Annotated in this window: 21 protein-coding genes and 2 pseudogenes; 14 read left to right on the top strand and 9 right to left on the bottom strand. The window is 58.9% G+C overall.

The window, feature by feature from the left end:
• Window positions 1-15 precede the first annotated feature (15 nt).
• On the bottom strand, window positions 16-543 hold the full coding sequence (locus AABB31_RS18770) for an invasion associated locus B family protein (RefSeq protein WP_342076696.1): 528 nt from the start codon (window positions 541-543) through the stop codon (window positions 16-18).
• A gap of 194 nt (window positions 544-737) precedes the next feature.
• Here AABB31_RS18770 and AABB31_RS18775 point away from each other — a divergent pair, with 194 nt between their 5' ends.
• The gene (locus AABB31_RS18775; RefSeq protein ID WP_373635145.1) at window positions 738-1,736 is read left to right on the top strand and encodes an asparaginase; all 999 of its coding nucleotides are present in this window, start codon (window positions 738-740) and stop codon (window positions 1,734-1,736) included.
• A gap of 10 nt (window positions 1,737-1,746) precedes the next feature.
• On the opposite strand, the gene cbiB is transcribed toward AABB31_RS18775, so the two are convergent.
• From cbiB to AABB31_RS18790, 3 genes are read right to left on the bottom strand one after another with little or no spacing between them, the layout of a single operon-like run.
• Window positions 1,747-2,646: an adenosylcobinamide-phosphate synthase CbiB gene (gene cbiB, locus AABB31_RS18780; RefSeq protein WP_373635146.1), complete on the bottom strand. Its 900-nt coding sequence runs from the start codon at window positions 2,644-2,646 to the stop codon at window positions 1,747-1,749.
• Complete coding sequence (locus AABB31_RS18785; RefSeq protein WP_342076695.1) at window positions 2,643-3,578, bottom strand: aminotransferase class I/II-fold pyridoxal phosphate-dependent enzyme; 936 nt, start codon at window positions 3,576-3,578, stop codon at window positions 2,643-2,645. Before AABB31_RS18785 ends, cbiB begins: the two co-directional genes overlap by 4 nt.
• Window positions 3,575-3,949: a DUF1636 domain-containing protein gene (locus tag AABB31_RS18790; protein ID WP_342076694.1), complete on the bottom strand. Its 375-nt coding sequence runs from the start codon at window positions 3,947-3,949 to the stop codon at window positions 3,575-3,577. Before AABB31_RS18790 ends, AABB31_RS18785 begins: the two co-directional genes overlap by 4 nt.
• A gap of 199 nt (window positions 3,950-4,148) precedes the next feature.
• On the opposite strand from AABB31_RS18790, the gene AABB31_RS18795 reads away from it, so the two are divergent.
• On the top strand, window positions 4,149-4,535 hold the full coding sequence (locus AABB31_RS18795) for a response regulator (RefSeq protein ID WP_342076693.1): 387 nt from the start codon (window positions 4,149-4,151) through the stop codon (window positions 4,533-4,535).
• Here AABB31_RS18795 and AABB31_RS18800 read toward each other — a convergent pair.
• A complete protein-coding gene (locus tag AABB31_RS18800) occupies window positions 4,504-5,478 on the bottom strand; it encodes a glutathione S-transferase family protein (protein WP_342076692.1) in 975 nt (324 codons plus the stop codon). The genes AABB31_RS18795 and AABB31_RS18800 overlap by 32 nt on opposite strands.
• Window positions 5,479-5,738: 260 nt before the next feature.
• On the opposite strand from AABB31_RS18800, the gene AABB31_RS18805 reads away from it, so the two are divergent.
• The 10 genes and pseudogenes from AABB31_RS18805 to AABB31_RS18850 all read left to right on the top strand — a co-directional run bounded on the left by AABB31_RS18805 (window position 5,739) and on the right by AABB31_RS18850 (window position 16,262).
• Window positions 5,739-6,683 carry a hypothetical protein gene (locus AABB31_RS18805; protein ID WP_373635147.1) on the top strand — a complete coding sequence of 315 codons (945 nt, stop codon included), beginning with the start codon at window positions 5,739-5,741 and terminating at the stop codon, window positions 6,681-6,683.
• Between the two features lie 284 nt (window positions 6,684-6,967).
• Window positions 6,968-7,177 carry a DUF6732 family protein gene (locus AABB31_RS18810; RefSeq protein WP_342076690.1) on the top strand — a complete coding sequence of 70 codons (210 nt, stop codon included), beginning with the start codon at window positions 6,968-6,970 and terminating at the stop codon, window positions 7,175-7,177.
• Window positions 7,174-8,370 carry a sirohydrochlorin chelatase gene (locus AABB31_RS18815; protein ID WP_342076689.1) on the top strand — a complete coding sequence of 399 codons (1,197 nt, stop codon included), beginning with the start codon at window positions 7,174-7,176 and terminating at the stop codon, window positions 8,368-8,370. The genes AABB31_RS18810 and AABB31_RS18815 overlap by 4 nt, the downstream gene beginning before the upstream one ends.
• A gap of 68 nt (window positions 8,371-8,438) precedes the next feature.
• On the top strand, window positions 8,439-9,074 hold the full coding sequence (locus AABB31_RS18820; protein WP_342078938.1) for a precorrin-8X methylmutase: 636 nt from the start codon (window positions 8,439-8,441) through the stop codon (window positions 9,072-9,074).
• Window positions 9,067-10,269 (top strand): precorrin-6y C5,15-methyltransferase (decarboxylating) subunit CbiE, encoded by a 1,203-nt coding sequence (cbiE, locus tag AABB31_RS18825; protein WP_373635148.1) that lies wholly within the window; start codon window positions 9,067-9,069, stop codon window positions 10,267-10,269. The genes AABB31_RS18820 and cbiE overlap by 8 nt, the downstream gene beginning before the upstream one ends.
• Window positions 10,266-11,009: a precorrin-2 C(20)-methyltransferase gene (gene cobI / locus AABB31_RS18830; RefSeq protein ID WP_342076688.1), complete on the top strand. Its 744-nt coding sequence runs from the start codon at window positions 10,266-10,268 to the stop codon at window positions 11,007-11,009. Before cbiE ends, cobI begins: the two co-directional genes overlap by 4 nt.
• A complete protein-coding gene (gene cobJ, locus AABB31_RS18835; RefSeq protein WP_342076687.1) occupies window positions 11,000-12,805 on the top strand; it encodes a precorrin-3B C(17)-methyltransferase in 1,806 nt (601 codons plus the stop codon). The genes cobI and cobJ overlap by 10 nt, the downstream gene beginning before the upstream one ends.
• 57 nt (window positions 12,806-12,862) lie before the next feature.
• Window positions 12,863-13,636, top strand: coding sequence for a precorrin-4 C(11)-methyltransferase (gene cobM, locus AABB31_RS18840; RefSeq protein ID WP_342076686.1), 774 nt, complete (start codon window positions 12,863-12,865; stop codon window positions 13,634-13,636).
• A gap of 97 nt (window positions 13,637-13,733) precedes the next feature.
• The gene (locus tag AABB31_RS18845) at window positions 13,734-14,087 is read left to right on the top strand and encodes a hypothetical protein (RefSeq protein WP_342076685.1); all 354 of its coding nucleotides are present in this window, start codon (window positions 13,734-13,736) and stop codon (window positions 14,085-14,087) included.
• A 1,384-nt stretch (window positions 14,088-15,471) separates the two neighbouring features.
• Window positions 15,472-16,262: pseudogene (locus AABB31_RS18850) on the top strand (IS5 family transposase).
• A 14-nt stretch (window positions 16,263-16,276) separates the two neighbouring features.
• On the opposite strand, the pseudogene AABB31_RS18855 reads toward AABB31_RS18850, so the two are convergent.
• Window positions 16,277-16,381, bottom strand: a pseudogene (locus AABB31_RS18855) (integrase core domain-containing protein); the annotation flags it as partial.
• On the opposite strand from AABB31_RS18855, the gene AABB31_RS18860 reads away from it, so the two are divergent.
• Entirely contained in the window at window positions 16,347-16,748 is a 402-nt protein-coding gene (locus AABB31_RS18860; protein ID WP_342078958.1) for a hypothetical protein, read from the top strand. The pseudogene AABB31_RS18855 and the gene AABB31_RS18860 overlap by 35 nt on opposite strands.
• Here the strand turns inward: AABB31_RS18860 and AABB31_RS18865 are convergent.
• From AABB31_RS18865 to AABB31_RS18875, 3 genes are all read right to left on the bottom strand, one after another.
• The gene (locus AABB31_RS18865) at window positions 16,690-17,109 is read right to left on the bottom strand and encodes a universal stress protein (protein ID WP_342076684.1); all 420 of its coding nucleotides are present in this window, start codon (window positions 17,107-17,109) and stop codon (window positions 16,690-16,692) included. The genes AABB31_RS18860 and AABB31_RS18865 overlap by 59 nt on opposite strands.
• Before the next feature lie 10 nt (window positions 17,110-17,119).
• On the bottom strand, window positions 17,120-19,711 hold the full coding sequence (locus AABB31_RS18870) for a TRAP transporter permease (protein ID WP_373635817.1): 2,592 nt from the start codon (window positions 19,709-19,711) through the stop codon (window positions 17,120-17,122).
• 131 nt (window positions 19,712-19,842) lie between these two features.
• Window positions 19,843-20,814, bottom strand: coding sequence for a TAXI family TRAP transporter solute-binding subunit (locus AABB31_RS18875; protein ID WP_342076683.1), 972 nt, complete (start codon window positions 20,812-20,814; stop codon window positions 19,843-19,845).
• A 253-nt stretch (window positions 20,815-21,067) separates the two neighbouring features.
• Between AABB31_RS18875 and AABB31_RS18880 the strand changes: the two genes are divergently transcribed.
• Window positions 21,068-22,393 carry an aspartate aminotransferase family protein gene (locus tag AABB31_RS18880; RefSeq protein ID WP_342076682.1) on the top strand — a complete coding sequence of 442 codons (1,326 nt, stop codon included), beginning with the start codon at window positions 21,068-21,070 and terminating at the stop codon, window positions 22,391-22,393.
• Window positions 22,394-22,396 lie beyond the last annotated feature (3 nt).

The raw sequence follows: 22,396 nt of genomic DNA on the forward strand, positions 1-22,396 counted from the left end.
TGCGTCGCCGGTAATCTAGCTCGCGCAGCGTTTGCCTGCCTCATCCACGGCGGCAGTAAAGCCAAGCAGGCTGAAACGGTCCTGGGTCTGGGTCCCGCGCCCGGACCGGCCGGTGACAACAGCGTCTGAGCCGCGTTTCATCGCGGCCACGAATTTTGCATCATCCTCGGGTGTTGCTGGCCATGCTGTTTCGCCTTCGGTGAACATCTGGAAGGTCGTGTCACCAACTTTCATCTCAACAGTGGATCCGCTGGCAAAGGGATATCCGCCTGCAAACATGACCTGACCTGTGACGCCCTCGCCCGGACGGTAGAACACGATCAGGCGAATATCGCCCCGGCGCACGGTCACAACCTCACCGTCGCGTGTGTTCACACTTTCCTTGGGTGCCGAAACGGCCCAGCATTCCGTTGGGTCGTTTTCAACAAAGACGCTCCAATCCGTGTTGGCGGCAACACGATTTTCACTTTCCTGGGCGACACTGGCGCCCGCACACATGATCGCCAAAGCGACACTGATCACGCGCGAAATTTTCATACTCATCTCACAGCCTCCAAGCTGTCCTTGCCTCTGGATGTCCCCGCAACCTGTCGGTGCATCTGATGGCACCTTTTCGGCTAGCGGCAACGCTTTCAACTCGATAGCCATAGAGGTAGCAAAAAACCGCCCCTTTGGGAAAGCCCCAAACGGCGACTGCGGCAGATGAAACCCGAGATGGCTTAAAAAAGGCGAAATAAATGGCAAATCCGGTTGATTTGGTCGAGGTCTGGCGGGGCGATCTGATTGAATCGGTGCATCAGGGGCATGCAGTGATCTGTGATGCAAAGGGCCAGATTACCGCCGCCTGGGGGGATCCGGCGGCGCTGATCTACCCGCGCTCATCGTGCAAGATGGTCCAGGCCCTGCCGCTGCTGGAAAGCGGTGCGGGCCGTGATCTGACGGATGCGCAGCTTGCGCTGGCCTGCGCCTCGCATGATGCGGCGGCGATCCATGTTGATGGGGTCGGTGCGTGGCTGCGGGATATGGGGCTGACGGATGATGATCTGCGTTGCGGGCCGCAAATGCCCCGTGATCCCGATATCAGGCGTGCCCTGATCAAGGCGGACCAGCCGATCTGCCAGGTCCATAACAATTGTTCAGGCAAGCATGCCGGCTTTCTGGCGTTCAGCAGACATCTGCGCGCAGGTCCCGAATATGACCAGATTGACCACCCGGTGCAGCAAGCCTGCAAAGCCGCGTTCGAGGAGGTCACCGGCGAAACCAGCCCGATCTTCGGGAGTGACGGCTGCTCTGCCCCGAACCATGCCTGCACGATGCATGGCCTTGCGCGTGCGATGGCTTTTTTCGCGGCGGCCGACGATCACAGCGGTGTCAGGGCGCAGGCGGCGGAGCGGCTTGTTGATGCAATGACAACCTTTCCCGAGCTTGTTGCCGGCGAAAATCGGGCATGCACTAACCTGATGCGCGCCATGGGCGGCAAAGTGGCCGTCAAGACGGGGGCAGAGGGTGTCTTTGTCGCAATCATTCCGGCGTTGCGCCTGGGCGTGGCTGTCAAGATTACTGATGGGGCCACGCGCGCAAGTGAATGCGCGATTGCGGCGATCCTCGTGCGTCTGGGGGTATTGGACGCAGCGCATCCGGCGGCGAAGGCCCGGATGATGCCGGATCAGACAAACCGGCGCGGCATCGTGACAGGTGTGATCAAACCCGCCCCCGCCTTGCTGGCTGCGTTCTAGGGTCCTGACCCTAAAAGACGACAGCCCACAAAGCGGCAAGGGCAAATACGCCCCACCAGCAATGCCACAGAACCCGAACGGCCATATCCACATGGTCCGGGGTCAGGTCGTGTTCTCCGCCAGCGTTGACAAAAGGCTCGTCTCTGACGGTGCCGTCATAACTGCGCGGCCCGCTCAGCGCGATATCCAGCCCGTGGGCCAGCGCGGCCTCTGGCCATCCTGCATTGGGTGAGCGATGCAGCGGGGCCTCTTGCAGGATCGGCCGCGGGTCAGGGCGGCCTGTCACCAACCAGATCAACGCAGCTGTCAGACGGGCAGGGATCAGGTTCAGCAGATCATCCAGACGGGCAGAGGCCCAGCCAAATGCCGCGTGACGTTCGGTGCGGTAGCCGATCATGCTATCCGCGGTATTCACGGCCTTGTAGATCAGCAGCCCGGGCAAACCCGCAACCCAGAACCAGAAAATCGGCGCAATCACACCGTCGGACAGATTTTCCGCCGCACTTTCGATCGCGGCCCGGGCGACCTGGCTGCGGCTCATGTCTTTGGTATCACGACCGACCACCATCTGCACCGCACGCTTACCGTCACCAAGGGACAGACGCAGCGCATCGCCAACCCGGGTGATATGGGTGACAAGGGATTTGTGGGCCAGCAGAATGCCAAGGACAATCACGTCAACCACGCCGCCGGGCAATTGTTCCAACACCCATCCGACGATTGCTGCCGCAATGCAGATCTCGACAATTGTCATGGTCCCCATCAGGCGCTGTTGGTCACCCTTGTTGAAACTGCGATCACACCAGTTAATCAGGCGCCCGGTCAGAACCGCCGGATGTGGGACGCGGTCCCACAGCCATTTCGGCTCGCCAAAGATCGCGTCAAGGATCATGCCGAACACTAGGATCATAGCGCCGCCTCTAACTGCGCCCAGCGATCTGGTGCGGGAAGGCCCAGACGGATCCATTCCGGCGCATAGGGGAAGACCCGCGACCAAACCTTGCCTGCGGCAAGGTGCCGTTGCGAGGCTTGCGCATCCTTGACCTGATAAAGCTGGAACAGCGATGTCCCGCCCAGCACCTTTGCACCCGCGCGCTGTAGCAGTGCATCCAGCCGGTCTGCATCGGCGGCCAACCGTTTGCGGGTATCATCGGCCCAATGGGGATCTGACAAGGCATTGGCCCCGATTGACAGCGCCGGACCAGAAATCTGCCAGGGTCCCAAAAGATCACCCAGCCGATTGATGATCGCGGGATCACCGATTGCAAATCCCAGCCGCAAGCCAGCCAGCCCCCAGAATTTCCCAAAGCTTTTCAGGATGACTGTTCCGGGCTCTGCCGCGCGCGCGATCATTGTCTGTGCGGGCATTACATCACAAAAGCTTTCGTCGATAATCGTCAGTGGGGCGGTCAGTGCGGACGCCTCCCACAGGTAGCCGTCAGGATTGTTGGGATGGACCGCCACAAGGGCATCGTTTGCATCTTCTGCCAATGTCCAGCCCGCAGCCAGAAATGCGGCGCCGTGTTCGTTATATGTGGGGCCCGGAATGTTAACCTGCCCCGGGCCCGCAACCTGTGGCAGTGCCGCAATCAGGGCAGAAGCGCCCGCCGCGCCGATGATTGCGGCGTCTGCCGGGACATTCCAGAATGCCCGGGCGAGATCGTAAAGGCGGGCGAAGGCAGCCTTGTCAGGCAGGGCGGTCCAGGCTTCTGTTGCAAGATGGGGCAGGGGATATGGGACGGGGTTGATCCCGGTCGACAGATCAAGCCAATCCGCCCGGGTTCCGCCATAACGGGTGATGGCTGCATCCAGATCACCGCCATGATCCCGGTCCATCCTCATTCGTCAGCAGGTAGCGGGGGGTGACGGGTCACAAAGTGACCTTTGATGGCCTGCGGCCATTCGCGATAGGGGACCTGGCCGGTTTCGCTTTCCGAATGGGCCATCGCATAGGCGACGATCCCTGACGCTGCCTCTGCATTGGGTTCAAATGCGCCCAAGGTGTAATTCAGTTTGCCATTGGCCTGAATAGACACGTTGCATGCCCCCTTGCATCCCATCAGGCATGAGACACGGCGGGTTTTGACATGTTCCAGACCTGTTGCGGCGGCTTCGACCAAAACGGCCAGGGATTCGCCATCTGTCTGCGCCATATCACCGGTTTCCCAGCCCTCGCGCTTGCAGGTGTCGCATATCGTGATCCATGTTTTCATTGATTCTGCCCGTTTTTCATCGCCGCATATCAAGCGGATTATTGCCGCTTTCACAAGCTTTCGTGATCACACATGTCTTTTCGGGCAGTTCCCGTTCGTCGTTAACGCTTCGTTAGGGATTTGAGCCGAGTGGTTGTATAACAAATTTTTTACAAGTTGTTCACTTTGGGTTAAACTAGTGCGAGCAAGTGGGGGAACCATGAAAGTCCTGATCGTCCAAAGCAATGTTACTCTCGGGCAGCTGTGGAAACGGCACCTGGAGCGTTTGGATGCGGACGTTATTCATGTGCATTCCGGCTTTGACGCCATCAATCAGATCGAATTGCAAGATTTCGATGTGATCGTCCTTGATCTCTTCCTCAGCGAAGGCAGCGCGCTGACCGTGGCCGACCTCGCCGAGTTTCGGCAGCCCGATGCCAATGTTGTCTTTGTGACGGATACAACCTTCTTTTCGGACGGGTCGATCTTTCATCACAGTTCAAACGCGCGCGCCTTTATCGAGACAAGCACGCCGCCAAAGGATCTGGCGGCGATCGTCGATTATTACGGACGCCCTAGCCCCGACCGTGTGGCGCTTCCCAATTGATCTGAGGATTGATCGGAACAATCCGGTTCGGATTGATGCTTTCATGGCTGTAGTGATAGTGCCGCACGATGTGATCCATGTTCACCGTCTCGGCCACACCGGGCCACTGATATAGCTCGCGGGTGAAGCCCATGATGTTGGGGTAGTCCATGATCCGCTTGCGGTTGCATTTGAAATGCTGGTGATAGACCATGTCAAACCGGATCAGCGTGGTCCACAGCCGCCAATCCGCCTCGGTGATCTGGTCGCCCATCAGATAGCGGTTCTGGCTTAGCCGATCTTCCAGCCAGTCAAGTGTGTCAAACAGCGGGTATACAGCCGCCTCATAGGCGTCTTGCGTTGTGGCAAAGCCCGATTTGTAGACCCCGTTATTCAGCGTGTCATAGATGCGGGCGTTCACCTCTTCGATGTCGTCCCGCATCGCTTCGGGCCAGTAGTCATCGGTGTTGCCGGTCAGATCGTTGAAGGCGCTGTTGAACATCCGGATGATCTCTGACGATTCATTCGACACGATGGTGTTTTTCTGCGTATCCCACAGGATCGGGACAGTGACCCGGCCAGAGATCTGCGGATCAGCCTTGATGTAGATGTCGCGCGCATAGGGCAGCCCAAAAAGCTGATCGCCCGTCGCACCCTGATCATCAGTTTCGAATGTCCAGCCTTCGGACAACATATCGGGGTGCACGGCCGAGACGCCGATATGTGCGGTCAGTCCCTTGATCGCGCGAAACACCAGTGTCCGGTGGGCCCACGGGCACGCGTAAGAGACGTAAAGATGGTAGCGCCCGCTTTCGGCCTTGAACCCGCCACCGCCGGACGGTCCCGGGCTGCCATCCGCTGTGATCCAGTTGCGAAATTTCGCGTTGGAGCGTTTGAACGCCCCGCCAGTGGATTTCGTATCATACCAAACGTCATGCCAGACGCCGTCAACCAGTTGGCCCATTGCGATGCTCCTATTGCTAAAGAAGGAGGTAGCGCAATTGCGTGAGTGAACCAATACGGACCGAGGCGCAGGGACCGTGCGTCATTGCACATAGGGTGGGGCCGGGCATGCATTCGTGGCCGGCACGCACCTGCACAAACGGGGGGTGTCGCCGTCAGAATTTTGGGAGGCCGGTTTAAACGCGCCTGGACCCTTTCGCTGCCATTGGTTTAAGGGAGCGGTCATCCGCAGACCGAATACGTTTGATGACGGGATAGAAAATGAAACGTTTTGCTGCGTTGCTGCTATGTATATTGGTGACGCTTGGCTGCGCGTCGCAACGATCGCCCGAAGAATTGCAGGCTCTTCGTGAAATGGGACCCCGGGATGTTGGGGTGCGGTCCCCATCAAATGGTGATCGTATCCTGGCAAGTCTTCGCCCGTTTACACAAAGTGGCACTGTACAGACCCTGCAACTGGAAATGCGTATTCCGCGCGAGTGGTCTGGCAAGTCTGCGGATGTTCAGATTGCCGACGGTGACTATCGCGCGCTGCGGGAGGCGATCAGCCGGGAAACCGCTGTGGATCTGGCAACCGGATTGCGGATTGGGCAAGCGATTGCCCGACATACATTCTGCCGATCCGGACCGGTCGCCTTAAACACCGGCATGACCCGATGGTCGGCCGGTCATCCGCGCGATGCCCGGACCGCCATACCACCGGTTCGGTTCGAGGATCGCTTTCAGCCGTCGATCATTGTCAGCCTGACTTGCGATGCGACAAACCCATACATGTCCGCCGAGAAACTTGCGCAGGCCAGAAGGCCTGCGCCAACCGTTGCTGAATTCCGTGCCATGACCGTTGGGCGCACATCACTGTCGTTTTCACAGCAGCATGGGACGCAGATTGTTTATATTGCGCCCAACGGGGCCAGCTATCTTTGGTATCCAGGCAACCCGCGCGTGGTTGTCGGCAAATGGCGTATCACCCCACCACGGGCGCCCGCCCCTTATCCGTTGATCTGTTTTGATTACGGCACCCCGTCGGTTGACATCATCACAGGGACCCGCGGAACAGAGCGTTGCATGTCGCCAGGCAATTACCTGGGCCTCGAGAAAGAGGCCCGAAACGGCGACTTGTTTGGTTTGGCCGTAGCCGGCATTCCCTTTGTCCTTACCAATGACCAGCGCTACAGCATGGCCGCACTGTTGGGGCGGTCTCGCTAGGGTCCGGACCCTAATCCACTGGCTGTCACCTTGCAGTTTTGGCGACTTTCAGAACCGCCGGGCATGCTTGCCCGGTTTGGGGGCCTTTGCCGTCCCTTCGTCGTGATAGGTCGTTTATCCGTTTGCCCCGGCCCCTGCCTCGCCTTATACGTTGACCCAGACGAAGCCCGATGTGGCCAGAACGGTTGGAGGTGCGGCGGTTGACCCAAAACGGGGACCAAACACCACGTCGTCAAATCCCGGATCATCCGGGCCTCTGGTCGTGACATGAAACGGAGGACCCGATGCGTATTTTGCTGTCTCTGATGCTGGTTTTTGCAGGCTCTGCTGCTGTGGCACATCCCGGCCATTGGGCAGATGTGGCCGGGCACGACCATTGGGTCGCGGGCGCCGCGATTGGCCTGGCGGGTCTTGCCGCCATCTGGGGCGCGCTCAAGGGCAAAAAGGCGAAAGAAGACACAGCTGACGACGCACCTGAAGAGGAAGCCGCATGAAAACCGGTGTCATGATCTGCGGCCATGGCTCGCGCAGCCAGTCGGCGGTGGATGAATTTGCCGTCCTGGCGGAAAAGCTGCCCGCCTATCTGCCTGACGATTGGCTGACGGATTATGGCTATCTTGAATTTGCCAACCCGGTGATCCGTGATGGCTTGGACAAGTTGCGCGCGGCGCGATGTGAGCGCATTCTGGCGGTGCCTGGCATGTTGTTTGCCGCCATGCATGCCAAGAATGATATTCCCACCGTCCTGAACACCTATGCCGCAAAACACGGGATGCAGGTCAGCTATGGCCGAGAGCTGGGTGTGGATCCCAAGATGATCGCCGCCGCTGCGGGCCGCGTGCAAGAGGCTGTGGACCGGGCCAATGCGGATCTGGGTGACCTCCCTCTGGAGGAGACCTGTCTGGTGGTTATTGGCCGTGGCGCATCCGACCCGGACGCCAATGGCAATGTGTCCAAGGTTGCCCGTCTTATCCAAGAGGGCATGGGCTTTGGCTGGTGCGAGGTTGGCTATTCCGGTGTGACCTTCCCGCTGGTTGAACCTTGCCTGCAGCATGTGACGCGGCTGGGCTACAAGCGTGTTATTGTCTTCCCGTATTTTCTGTTCTCCGGCATTCTGATTGACCGGATTTATGGCTTTACCGATCAGGTGGCAGCCGAATACCCCGACATTGATTTTGTGAAAGCCGGTTATCTGGGTGATCATCCGAAAGTACTAGAGACATTCGCTGAGCGCATCCTCGAGCAAGACAGCGACACCCCGCCCCCCAATTGCGGGATTTGCGGGTACCGTGCGCAGGTGCTGGCGTTGGAAGATGGCGGTCACCACCATATCAGCGTCGCAGACCGCGCCCATCCTGCCTTTGGGGCGGTGCCGCCGCCCACTTGCGTTTTGTGCAAATACCGCACCCAGGTGTTGGGATTTGAGGGCGAAGTAGGTGCCGTGCAGGAAAGCCATCATCATCATGTCGAAGGGCAGGGGGCCAATGCGCCGGGCTCAAACGTCGCTGATTGCACGTTATGTGATACGTTCTGCACCGGGCTTTGCAGGCTGGAGGCGCAGCATGATCACCACCACCATCATCATGACCACGATCATGATCATCATCACCACCACCATCATGCGGTCTACCCTCATGCCAAACACCCGCACGGGCCCGAAAGCGCCCGCAGACCTGTCAAAACCTGACGATCATCTTGCCAAAAATACTCCCGCCGGAGGCGTCGACGCTATCCGCACAGACCACAGGCCTGCAAATGCGCCCCTATGAAACCGACCCCGCCGCAATCTACGCGGCCAGTTTTGCGACCGTGCGGGCAGAGGCGCGGCTGGACCGGTTTGCACCCGCACTGCAGCCTTTGATCACGCGGCTGATCCACTCCTGTGGCATGATCGAGGTCGCGGATCGGTTGGTGTTTTCGCCCGATGCTGTCACCGCTGGTCAGGCGGCCCTGGCGGCAGGTGCGCCCGTGCTGTGTGATTGCGAAATGGTGGGTGCGGGGATTATTCGCAGGTATTTGCCGGCCGCGAATGATGTGATTGTGACCTTGAATGATCCATCCGTTCCGGACCGGGCCAAAGAGATAGGCAATACACGGTCGGCAGCAGCGGTAGAGCTCTGGCGCGACCGGATAGAAGGCGCTGTCGTTGCCGTCGGCAATGCGCCGACAGCCTTGTTTCATTTGCTCGAATTGATCGACGGGGGATGGCCGAAACCAGCGGTCATCCTGGGCTTTCCGGTGGGTTTCATCGGTGCGGCGGAAAGCAAGGCCGAACTGGCCCGCGACCCGCGCGGTTGCGCGTTTGTTGCCCTTCGCGGGCGCAGAGGCGGGTCGGCCATGGCCTCGGCTGCGGTGAATGCATTGGCTGCGGGGTTGCCGGAAGATGTCTGATCCCTGGTTGCATATTGTGGGCATCGGCGAAGACGGCATGGATGGTCTGGTGCCAGCCACGCGCGCCGTGATTGAGGCCGCCGAGATTATCATTGGCGGTGACCGGCATCATGTGCTGGCAGACAATCTGACCGCCGAGCGTCTGGCCTGGCCGCACCCTTTTGATGCATTGATCGAGACGATCAAGGGCCTGCATGGCCGTCGTGTTGTTGTTCTGGCCACGGGCGATCCATTGTGGTTTTCCGTCGGCGCCAGGATCGGCCGCGCGATTGACCCCTCCCAGATCACCTATCATCCACAATTATCGGCCTTTCAGCTTGCGGCGGCCCGGATGGGCTGGTCCCTGCCGGATGTGGAAACATTGACAGTGCATGGCCGCCCGGTTGAGCAGATGATCGCATTCATTCAACCGGATGCGCGCCTGCTGGTGCTGACCACAGGCGCCGAAACACCGGCGCAGATTGCGCGATTTCTGACCGAACGCGGCTTTGGCCAATCAAGGATGACAGTCCTTGCTGCGATGGGTGGCAAAGATGAGGCGCGTTTCGACGGGGTGGCCGATAGTTGGGATCATGTGGTTCCCGCGTTCAACACCTTGGCTGTGGATTGTATTGCCGCCCCGAATGCGGCCCTGCTGCCCCGTGTGCCGGGATTGGCGGATGATCTGTTTCAATCTGATGGCACGATGACCAAGCAAGAGGTGCGTGCGGCCACGGTGGCCAAGCTGATGCCGATGCGGGGCGCGCTTTTGTGGGATATCGGCTGTGGCTGTGGGTCGGTCGCGATTGAGTGGATGCGCGCGGCCCGCTACGCCCGTGCTGTGGGGATTGAACCGCGTGCGGACCGGCGTGCAATGGCGGCGGCAAATGCGTTGGCGCTGGGCGCACCGAAGCTGGAGCTGGTGGATGGCGAGGTGCCGGATGCTTTGGAGGGATTGGCGGCACCTGATGCGATTTTCATCGGGGGGGGCTTGAGCCGTCAGACGTTTGAAGCGGCGTGGGATACGTTGCGTCCGTTAGGCCGGATGGTGGCCAACGCTGTGACGTTGGAAAGTGAGGCAGAGCTGATCGCTTTGCATAAGGCTTATGGCGGTGATTTGGTCAAGCTGTCGGTGCATCGCGCCGAACCTGTGGGTCGCTTGACAGGCTGGCGTCCGCTGATGCCTGTGACCCAGTGGAGTTTGGTAAAGCGATGACTGGAGACGCTCGGTTGGCGCCATCGCCCCTCCCGCCATCCCGTGGCACGCTTTATGGCGTAGGCTTAGGCCCGGGTGCGCCGGATTTGATCACTTTGCGTGCGGCCCGACTGATTGAGCGCGCAGCGGTGGTCGCCTATCCGACATTGGCGGGCGCTGACAGTTTTGCCCGATCTATTGCAGCGGAGTTGATTGCCGACAATGCGCGCGAGATCGTCATGGATGTCCCGATGTCGGTGGAGCGTGCGCCTGCGCAGGTGGCTTATGATCAAGGTGCTGCCTCTATTTCGGACGCTCTGGATGCGGGTGATGATGTGGTGTGTCTGTGTGAGGGTGATCCGTTTTTCTACGGCTCATTTATGTATTTATTCGCCCGTTTGTCAGATCGCTACCGGGTGGAGGTGGTGCCGGGTGTGACATCGGTCACCGCCTGTGCGGCCCGCGCGGGAATGCCGTTGGCGGCCCGCAATGAACGGTTGACCGTGTTGCCCGGACCCTTGCCCGAGGAAGAGCTGCGTGCCCGGATCGAAGGCGCTGAAAGCGTTGTGATCATGAAGGTGGGGCGGCATTTGCCGAAAATTCGTGCTGTGATTGATGGGTTGGGGCTGACGGCGTCGGCTGTATATGTGGAGCGCGCCACATTGCCGGACGAGGTTGTGTTGCCACTGGCGGATGCACCCGAAAAGGCCCCCTATTTTTCGATGATTTTGCTGACTAAAGGGGCTGATCCATGGCTTTGAAACCTGTTGTTTTGGCCTTGTCCCGGTCAGGCGAGCCTGTGGCGCACCGTGTGGCCGACGCGTTGGGCGCACAGGTGCATGGTCGTGCGGGCCGAGTGGCGCAGGCGGACGCGTTTTTTCCCAACGCGCTGGATCACGCGCGCGATTTGTTTGCGGCGGGTGTGCCGATTGTGGGGGTCTGTGCCTCGGGGATATTGATCCGGGCTGTCGCCCCTCTCTTGGCCGACAAGACGACTGAGCCGCCGGTGATTTCAGTGTCCGATGATGGGGGTGTGGTCGTGCCATTGCTGGGTGGCCATCGTGGGGCAAACCGCTTGGCCGCGCAGGTCGCTGAGGCTCTGGGCTCTGTGTCTGCCGTGACGACTGCGGGCGATGTGGCCATGGGGGTGGCTCTTGATGCCCCGCCTGCGGGCTATCGCTTGCAGAACCCTGGGGATGCCAAATCGGCAATGGCGGCGTTGTTGTCGGGTGGTGGCGTTGCCTTGTCGGGTGAGCCGTTCTTTGCGCAGGATTTGCCTGTGGGTGATGATCTGGAGATTTGCGTGGCGGAGACGCCTTTGGCGGGGTCCGCGGCACGTCTTGTCTATCATCCGCAGTGCTTTGTGTTGGGGCTGGGCTGCGCCCGCAATGCCGACCCGGAGGCGATGTGGACCCATGTTCAAGCCATCCTGAAAGAGGCGGATATTGCCCCCGGTGCCGTGGCCTGTGTCGCATCGCTTGATCTGAAAGCGGATGAACCTGCGATCCTGGCTGTGGCGGATCGCCTGGGGGTGCCGTTCCGCGTGTTTTCCGCGGCAGAGCTGGAGGCTGAAGCCGGGCGATTGGCCAACCCGTCTGATGTGGTGTTTGCCGAAGTGGGCTGCCATGGCGTGGCCGAAGGTGCGGCACTTGCGTGCGCCGGTGCGGACGCTGTTTTGACCGTTGAGAAGGTCAAGACGGGTGAGGCGACCTGCGCCATTGCCCGCGCGCCGGAGCCTGTTGTGACGATGCGCGGCCGCGCCCGTGGTCGATTGTCAGTCGTGGGCATCGGACCGGGCCAGGCGGCCTGGCGAACGCCCGAGGTGTCAAAGCTGGTGGCGGAGGCCGACGAGCTGGTGGGCTATGGCCTTTATATCGACTTGCTGGGGCCTTTGGCTGTGGGCAAGGACCGGTCGGATTTTCCCTTGGGTGGTGAGGAGGATCGGTGCCGCTATGCGTTGGAGCAGGCGGGCAAGGGCAAGAATGTTGCCTTGGTCTGTTCCGGTGATGCGGGGATTTATGCGATGGGGGCGCTGGTGTTTGAATTGCTGGATCGTGGCCCGGACCAGATGGGCGTATCGGATGCTGCGCGCCGGGTTGAGGTGATTTGTTCGCCGGGGGTGAGTGCGTTGCAAGGGGCGGCGGCCCGTGCGGGTGCGCCTTTGGGCCACGATTTCTGTGCCATTTCCTTGTCGGATTTGCTGACCCCGCGCGAGGATATCGTCAAGCGGTTGAAAGCGGCGGCTGAAGGAGACTTTGTGATCGCTTTTTATAACCCGGTGTCAAAACGGCGGCGGACCTTGTTGGCGGAGGCGCGCGATATATTGTTGGCGCATCGTCCCGCCGATACGCCTGTGATGCTGGCCTCGTCCTTGGGTCGCCCGGAGGAGGAAATCCGCTATCGCCGGTTGGATGCGCTAGAGGTGGATGAGGTGGATATGCTGACTGTTGTGTTGGTCGGGTCATCGCATTCACGTTTGGCGCAATTGGGTGAGGGGCCGCGGATGTTTACGCCGCGTGGCTATGCCCGCAAGATTGATGGGGATCTGGCCGGGTGACGCTGTTTCGCTGGCGCGAAAGGCGCCCCACCCTGCCTTCCCGCATGGAGAGTTGAGATGACGGTTTACTTTATTGGTGCGGGCCCGGGTGATCCGGAATTGCTGACGCTGAAAGCGGCCCGGGTGATTGGCGAATGTCCGGTCTGTCTTTATGCTGGATCTCTGGTGCCCGAGGCTGTTGTGGCCTGCGCCCCGGATGATGCGTTGGTCATGGATACCGCACCCATGACCCTTGATGACACCCATCGTGTGATTGTTGCGGCCCATACAAAGGGGCAGGATGTTGCCCGGGTGCATTCGGGTGATCCATCGCTATATGGCGCGATTGCCGAACAAATCCGGCGGCTGAAGGCTGACGGGATTGCGTATCAGATTATCCCCGGTGTGCCTGCTTATGCAGCAGCTGCGGCCGCATTAGGAACCGAATTGACGGTGCCGGAGGTTGCGCAGTCAATCGTCCTCACACGCATGTCGATGAAATCGACCGGGATGCCCGAAGGTGAGACCCTGGCGAATTTTGCGCGGACGGGTGCGACATTGGCCATTCATCTGGGTATCCGTGCCCTGCGCGAGATTGAGCGGCAGCTGGCGCCCTATTATGGCGAAGATTGTCCGGTCGCCGTGATCTATCGCGTCGGCTGGCCGGATCAGATGATCATTCGTGGCACATTGATGGATGTGCGCGAAAAGGTGCGTGCCGCCAAGATTACCCGCACGGCGCTGATCCTGGTTGGTCCCGCATTGAACGATTCGCATGGGTTTCCGGACAGCGCGCTGTATGATGCGGCCAAACCACATGTGCTGCGACCGCGTGTGAAGCCAGACATATAAGGCTCTTGTGCCTTGTGCCGCAGTGCGGCGGATTATGTCACTTGATATTTACCTTTGCAGGTCCATTCTTGGCATATGTCTGGAGGGGACAGTAACGATGTATGCATTTTTACCAGAAGCGATCCGTCAGGGTCTGGAAGACGCCCGCAAGGCGTCGTTGAAGCGCAAGGACCGCCTGTCTGTTCATGATGGGTCGGAAACTTACCGGATCAGACGGTTCTGGGATAGTGGCTTTGCACTGGATCTGGACGCGTCCGACAAATTGCGCGGGCATGTTGATATCTATGACGGCCCGCGACACCTTTATCAGTGTCTGGTTGTGTCATCGGTTTCGGACGCGCATGAGCATGTGTTCGAGTTCAAATGGCTGACACCGGTCGCAACCGCACCTGCGGCTGATTTCGTGCGACCGGATTTTGTTCCAGCCGGGTTGATTGATCTTCAAAACTGATTGTCGTTCCACGGTTGCAGCGCTAGGTGGTGGCTCAGAACTTCGAACCCATACTATTGCGGACGAGATGGCAAAGACGGACGTGACTGGGAGTTTCGCGAAGCGAGTGACGATCCAGCGGCCGTGCTTAAGTGTGTCGAACGATTACTCTTCGAGGTTTCGCCGCAGATAGATCCTTAGGTCAACCGATCGCAGCATTTTTTGGGCTGCGTTGGGTGGGAAGCTGGGCCTTGACGCTTTCCAGATTATTCGTTGACTTCCGGCGGCGTCATGTATCCAGCATCAACGATGCCGGATCGACAGTGGCGTCCTGCTTACCGAAACCCGCTAACTGCCTATAGAAATCGGTCGACCGATGTACAGCGCCGGCGTTTGAAAAAGTTTCACGCGACTGCGCAGCTCGGTCATCGTTCAATGAAAACAGTTTTTGGGTCCCTACTTAATCAATCGATTGAGTCACAAAAAATACCGTGCCTAAAGTGCGTTCCATACGCCCTGGGGGCGCGATCCATGAGTGTAGTGCATTCTCGTCAAAAGCGGGCCATGCGGGGGTGCCTTGCCAAATCACGGTCGTCAGCCGAATTCTGACCGACAGGGTATCATCAAAACGTGCAAACAATGTGCAGGTTTCGGCCCCTGGCGTGGCCAGATGCGGGGCAAGCGACGGGGCACACCGCACAAAAATGGCGCCCCGAACAAGGTCAGGCCATCCGGCTCAAGATATGTTAGGCGACCGTCATGCAGCGCCTTTGCCGCCGGGCGGTCGGAGATCGTAAACCGCTGCGGGTCGGGCTGAACCATCGGCCGCGCCATAAGTGCGGCATCATGTTTGCCGTGCGGCGTATCAGTTAGGGCAGTGTCAAAATCGGGAACATTCAGGGGAAACGCAGCGCCGGTCGCATCGGCTATCTGGGTGATAGGAATGTCCGACGCTACACACACTTTCGCACCGCCAAGGGCGATACCGGTTTGGTTTTCGTCGCATTCATTCAGGTCTGCTTGGCTGGGCAAAGTGACCACACACAAAGCAGTCATAAGTGTTATACTGAAAAGTACACCGCGCAAGACGCTTCCACAAAACAAATTTGTCGATATCGCAAGCGGGTTATTTCCCTCGATTATGATGAACTGGATTCTAAGTTTCCCGCACCGCGCGGAAGGACCTCAATGGTTAGTTGAAAGCTCGCTACGGCCGGGTTGTCCATCATCTTTTTCTTGCAAACTCTCTCGTTGTCAGATCTCCTACAGCCGAACCCAGTCTTTTATTGTTGTCGTCCTTCGACCACGCATAATGGGTCCTGACCCTAGGTTGTGTTGACATTCGGGATTCCCAGAAGGGGCTGTTTGTGATTCAAGCTGGGTACTGTGCAGGAAGCCAGCATGATTGAGCGGGCAAGAACTAAGTGACAGTGTCTGGACGAAGCTGGAACCGCATTTGCCCGGCAAACAGACGGACCCAGGACGGAGCGGTCAGGACAATAGAAAATTCATGGAAGCCATTCTTTGGCTTGCGAGAACCGGAGCGCACTGGCGGGCCCTACCGGAGCATTTCGGGAAGTGGAATTCGGTCTATATGCGCTTCAATCGCTAGTGCCGGGACGGGGTGTTTGATCGTCTTTTCAATGCGATGGCAGATGATCCAGACTTCGCGTATATCGTTTTGGACAGCACCTTCGTTCGCGCCCACCAGCACAGCGCGGGCGCGCAAAAAGGGGGGCTGAAGCTCAGGCGTTAGGACGCTCACGGGGTGGGATCAGCAGTAAAATCCACCTTGCGACCGATGCGCATGGCAATCCAGTCCGCCTGATCCTGACGGGTGGACAGCGCAATGACATCACCCAAATTGAACCTCTGCTTCAGGGGCTGAAAGCCGACTTTGTTCTCGCGGACAAAGGGTATGATGGTGCGCAGGCAATACACGCAATCGCTGCGGCGGGGGCGACCCCGGTCGTTCCGCGTCGCACCACGACGACATCGTGGGGCGGGTGCGATGCAGTACTCTATAAAGACCGTAACGCCGTCGAACGGTTCTTCAGCACCCTCTCGTTGCTGCAAGCAGCAACTGCCGGGCAATGGATCAAACACTTCCGCCGCATCGCCACCCGCTATGATAAACTGGCCCAAAACTATCTAGGCTTCACAAACCTCGTCTGTGCCCTCAAATGGTGTACCTGAATGTCAACACGACCTAGGGTTTTTCGTGCCTCGGCCAGTACGCTGAAGTGCGTTTCATTGACGTATTTGTTACGGAGCTTTCCATTGAAGCTTTCGATGAATCCGTTTCGAGCGGGCTTTCTCGCCAGCTTCCTGTTCATCGATCATCTGGATGATTTGTTCGGCGGTAAATCTCGGCTGCATTTGTCCGTCCCTGTGTTGGCCGGACGTTATGAAAGGCTGGGGCAGATTTGGCAGTCAGGTCATTTCCTGGAACTGCAGCAAGCCGACAGCATTGCCGCGATTTCAACGCTGCTACGGTACCGTCCCCGAGGTCATCAGAGTACGTTTTCGTTATTCAAGCAGGCCTCCGTCATCGTTCCGGACCCTGAACCAGAGTTTACGCCAAATGGAAGTCGCCAAGGACTTAATGAAGGGCCAAACCGCTTCAGTTGCGGAGCACCAGCACCGATGTTTTTGCGTGCCGCACGACGCGAGCGGCGTTAGACCCTAACAGGTAGTCCCGCAGCGCAGGCTGGTGCGCGCCGATCAGGATCAGATCAATCGCGAGCTTGTCAGCCAGATCAATGACCTTGTCATAGACCGTGCCTGTCAGCGCGTAAGTGTTCGCGGACAAACCAGCCGCATTCACGGCCTCGTCAAGGGCCACTTGAACCGCGCTTTTGCTTTTGGCCTCGAAATCGTCATCAAAATAGGACCCGACGATGGCCATGCCGACATTGGGCACAACTGTCACCACATGCAGGTCGCTGTTCCACGGCGCGGTCAGCGTCTTGGCGGCTTGCAGTTGTCGCTGTGTCTCATCCGTAAGCGAGACATCGACAGGGACGAGAACTTTGCTGAACATCGGTTTCTCCCTAGAAGGCCGGTTGGGTTGCGCGCCCACGCTGCAGGAAGACAATCAGTGCCAGAAGCAGGAATGCGGGGATGAAGAAGATTTCTTTGGGCATCCGCTCGTTTTCGATGGCGACCGTGGCGATTTGCGCGGGTTCATCGCCGTAGAAATCATAGTCGTTTGCCAGCGTGTCGAAATAGGGCGTTCCGGGGAATGGTTCGTCCAGGGTCAGCATGTCACCATCTTCGAACACGGTCAGGCCGGCGGCTTCCAATCGCTCCAACCCGGTGCCTTCTGTCTCGGGTGTGAAGACCACTGTGATATTGCCGACGATCCCTGTGTCGAAATCAGGTGCCGAAATTTCCAACCGTGCATTGCTGCCACTTGGCAGTTCCTGCAGGGCTGCAAGCGCCGCCGGACCTTGATGATAAGTGTATTTGTCCTGCCACTGGTCCAGCCAGAAATCCGGTCGGAACAGCATGAAGACGATCAACAACATCACCCCTGCTTCCCATTTGCGGTTCTTGGCGATGAAATACCCTTGGGTCACCGCGGCAAAGACCAGCATCGCAACAAGGGAGACAAAGAAGACAAAGACCGCCTTGGCGGGCCCCACATTGATCAGCAGCAAATCCGTGTTGAAGATGAACATGAACGGCAGCAGGGCTGTCCGGATGTCGTAGGCAAAGCCCTGCACCCCTGTCTTGATCGGATCACCCCGGCTGATCGCCGCTGCCGCGTAGGCCGCGAGGCCGACGGGAGGTGTATCATCCGCCAGAATGCCGAAATAAAACACAAACATGTGCACAGCGATCAACGGCACAATCAGCCCAGACTGCGCCCCGACGGACACGATGACCGGGGCCATTAGTGAGGACACCACGATATAGTTGGCTGTGGTCGGCAGGCCCATCCCCAGGATCAACGACAGTACCGCCACCAGCACAAGCAGAATGATCAGGTTGCCGCCCGAGATAACCTCGATCACCTGGCCGATGATCTGATGCGCCCCGGTCAGGGAAATGGTGCCCACGATGATGCCCGCGGCCCCGGTTGCTACGCCGATCCCGATCATGTTGCGCGCGCCCCCTTCGAGGCCCGCGACAAAGTCACGGAAACCCGCGACGGTCTGATTGGCAAAATCGGATTCGCCCCGGAAAATCGCCTTGAGTGGTCTGTGGGTCAGCGCCACGATGATCATCGCAATGGTGGCCCAGAAGGCCGAGAGGGCAGGCGATAGCCGGTCGAGCGTCTCTGTTCGCACCATCAGGTTCCAGACCAATACGAAAATAGGGAGCGCAAAATACGCCCCGCCCAGGAAGGTAGGCGTCAGCCGTGGTGCTGCGACCGCGGTTGCATTGGGGTCATCAACCTGCACATCGGGGTAACGTGATGCGATGTAAACCAGCGCCAGATAGGCGACCCCCAACAGGACAAGGGCCGCATAGACCGTATTGCCCGGCATCATGGGTTCCAGCATCGCCCGAAAGCCGATCACAAGGAAGGTAATCGCGGCCATGCCGATGAAGCCGCTGATGAACAGGATCAGGATCATCACCACACCGATATGGCGCCCTGGCTTTTTCAACCCTTCCAGCCCCATCTTCAGGCTTTCCAGATGCACGATATAAAGCAGGGCGATGTAGGAAATCACCGCAGGCAGGAAGGCATGCTTGACGACTTCGATATAGGGAATGTTCACATATTCGACCATCAGGAAGGCCGCGGCCCCCATAACGGGTGGTGTCAGTTGCCCATTGGTGGACGATGCCACCTCTACCGCGCCCGCCTTTTCACCGGAAAAGCCGATCCGCTTCATCAGGGGGATGGTGAAGGTCCCGGTGGTCACAGTGTTCGCAATAGATGAGCCAGAGATCATGCCCGTCATCATCGAGGACAGGACCGCTGCCTTGGCCGGACCGCCCCGTAGGGCGCCCAGCAGGGCGATGGCCACCTTGATGAACCAGTTGCCGCCGCCCGCCTTTTCAAGAAGCGCCCCAAAGAGCACGAAGAGGAAAATCATTGACGTCGAAACGCCCAGAGCGACCCCGAAGACCCCTTCGGTCTGCATCCAGTAATGGCCCATCGCCTTGCTGAAAGACGACCCGCCGTAATTTGTAATACTGCCGACCCATTCGGAATACCCGCCAAAGAATGCCAGCGCGAGGAACATCGACGCAATGATCACAAGCGGCAGTCCCAGCGAGCGGTACACAGCGATCATCAGAACCACCATGCCGATACCGGACATGACGATATCCGTTGTGGACCACAGGCCCGGACGGGTCGCAATTTCGAACCTGTTCACAACCAGATAGAGACAGGCCACCGTTCCAAGGATCGCAAGGATCCAGTCATAGGTGGGGATACGGTCCCGGTGCCCAAAGATCGGAAAGGCCAGCGTGGCCAGAACAATGGCAAAGGCCAGATGCACGTAGCGCGCCTGTGCAACAATATTGGCAAAGTCACTGAAACCTGTTGCCTGCGCCAGAACGCCGGGCAGCTTGGAGGCAATATAAAGCTGAAAGAGCGACCAGATGATGCACAGGGCGAAAATCATCTGCATGGCAAAGGGGCTGGCTTGGCGGGCGCCGGTATCGGCTTCGGCCACCATGTCTTCGGCGGTGCGTGTCTCGGTCAAATCTGGTCCCCCTGCAGATGCACTGGCGATGTGCAAAATGTGGCAACCGCCCCCCATGTTGCGGGGGGCGGTCGCGTTGTTTCTAGGCCGTCAGAACGACGGTCCTATTCCATCAGACCAAGCTCTTTATAGGCTTTTTCTGCGCCGGGATGCAGTGGTGCAGACAGCCCGTCGCTGACCATCTCGCTGGCTTCCAGATTTGCAAATGCAGGGTGCAATCCGCGGAAATCATCCAGGTTCGACATCACGGCCTTGGCAACCACGTAAGCCACATCATCGGACACCTGCGCAGAGGTCACGAATGTCGCCCCAACACCAAAGGTTGTTGTGTCTTCATCAGTGCCCGCATACATGCCGGCAGGAATAGTCGCCACGCGGTAGTAAGGGTTGTCGTTCACAAGCGCATCAACAGGCGCGCCGGTGACAGAGACCAGTTTCACGTCACAGGTTGTTGTCGCTTCCTTGATTGCGGCAGCCGGGTGACCGATCGTGTAGATCATCGCGTCGATATTATCGTCGCAGATCTGCTTGGCCATTTCAGAACCTTTATACTCTGTCGCGAGGGCGAAATCGTCCATAGTCATCCCGAAGGCTTCCATGACAACTTCCATTGTGGCGCGCTGGCCAGATCCGGGGTTGCCGACATTCACGCGCTGGCCTTTGAGCTCTTCAAAGGATGTGATGCCGCTATCGGCACGCACGATCAGTGTGAATGGCTCTGGATGGACCGAGAACATCGCGCGGACATCAGGGAACGGGTTGTCTGCAAACTGCGATGTGCCGTTATAGGCATGGTACTGCCAGTCAGATTGGGCCACGCCGAACTCTAGCTCGCCCGCCTTGATGGTGTTGATGTTGTAGACAGATCCACCGGTCGACTCGACTGCGCAGCGGATCCCGTGATCCTTGCGGTCGCGATTGACGAGGCGACAGATCGCGCCGCCGGTTGGGTAGTAGACGCCTGTGACGCCACCGGTCCCGATTGAGATGAATTGCTGATCCTGTGCGCTTGCCGCGCCGCCGAATGTAAGTGCGGCGGCCGCAATGGCGCCACCGATAATGTTGAGATGTTTCACGAAATACTCCCTTTTTCGCTGCGGGCTTTTGCGCACCGCTTGGCAGAAGGTTCGCGAAACTGCCCAGTGATGTCAAACTTTGAAAAGCAATTGTGCAGAATTCCTATGCTTTTTGGGGTTGGCTGCGCGCAGATCATCGTAGGTGTGCCTCGCATTTAGGACTTGCTTGTACGCAGTGCGGTGGATTCCCTGTGCCGATCATGCCATGCCTATACAAAGCTTGGACCCCGACGATCACAAAGGTAGTCACCCCATGAGCCACGTCTTTCCGCGCCAAATTGCAGCCCCTCCCGTCAAGGCCGTCAGCGGCGAGGGGTGTTATCTGATTGATGACAGCGGCAAGTGGTATTTCGATGGGTCAGGGGGCGCGGCGGTGTCCTGTCTTGGCCATGGCGATGCCGCCGTAATCAAGGCAATACAGGACCAGGCGGGCCAGCTTGCCTTTGCGCATACGGGCTTTTTCACCAGCGAACCGGCGGAAAAACTGGCGGATCTGCTGATCGCGCAGGCCCCGGGGGATCTGGATCGCGTTTATTTCGTCTCTGGTGGGTCCGAGGCGGTCGAGGCTGCCTTGAAGCTTGCCCGGCAATACCATCTGGAACGCGGCGCCCCGGACCGGCGCCATATCATCGCGCGGCGCCAAAGTTATCATGGCAATACGCTTGGGGCGTTGGCCACCGGCGGCAACGCCTGGCGGCGGGCGCAATTCGCCCCGATCCTGATTGATGTCAGCCATATCGCCCCCTGTTACGAGTACGTCGAAAAAGACGCGGACGAGACCGCGTTCGACTACGGGCAACGCGCCGCCCAAGAGTTGGAGGACGAAATCCTGCGCCTTGGGCCGGACACGGTGATGGCCTTTGTGGCTGAACCGGTTGTGGGTGCAACAATGGGGGCAGTCCCCGCGGTCGAAGGGTATTTCAAACGTATCCGCGAGATTTGCGATACATATGGCGTCTTGCTGATCCTTGACGAGGTCATGTGCGGCATGGGGCGCACGGGACATTTGTTTGCCTGCGAGGCGGATGGTGTGACGCCGGACATCCTGTGCATCGCCAAGGGATTGGGCGCGGGCTACCAGCCGATTGGTGCGATGTTGTGTACGGATGCGATCTATCAGGCACTCGCCGCAGGTTCGGGGTTTTTCCAGCATGGTCATACCTATATCGGCCATCCGGTCGCCTGTGCCGCCGGTGTTGCCGTGGTGGACGCGATCTTGAGCCGCGGGTTGTTGCCCCGGGTGAATGAGATGTCGCAAAAGCTGCGCGGTGCGCTGCATGACGCGTTTGGCCAGCACCCGAATATCGGGGATATCCGGGGCAGGGGTCTGTTTCTGGGTATGGAATTTGTGGCTGACCGGGCAGACAAGACACCGTTTGCGCCGGGCCTGAACATTGCTGGCCGTTTCAAGGCGGCCGCCTTTGAGGCCGGGTTGATCTGCTATCCGATGCGCGGCACCCGTGACGGCCAGTATGGCGATCATGTCCTGCTGGCGCCGCCTTTCATCATGTCGGATGATCAGGTCGGCGAGATCGTCGACAAGCTGAAACGCGCGGCAATTGTCCTCGATACAGCCTAGCGA

The sequence above is a fragment of the Yoonia sp. SS1-5 genome, from assembly GCF_038443705.2.
Taxonomy (GTDB): Bacteria; Pseudomonadota; Alphaproteobacteria; order Rhodobacterales; family Rhodobacteraceae; genus Yoonia; species Yoonia rhodophyticola.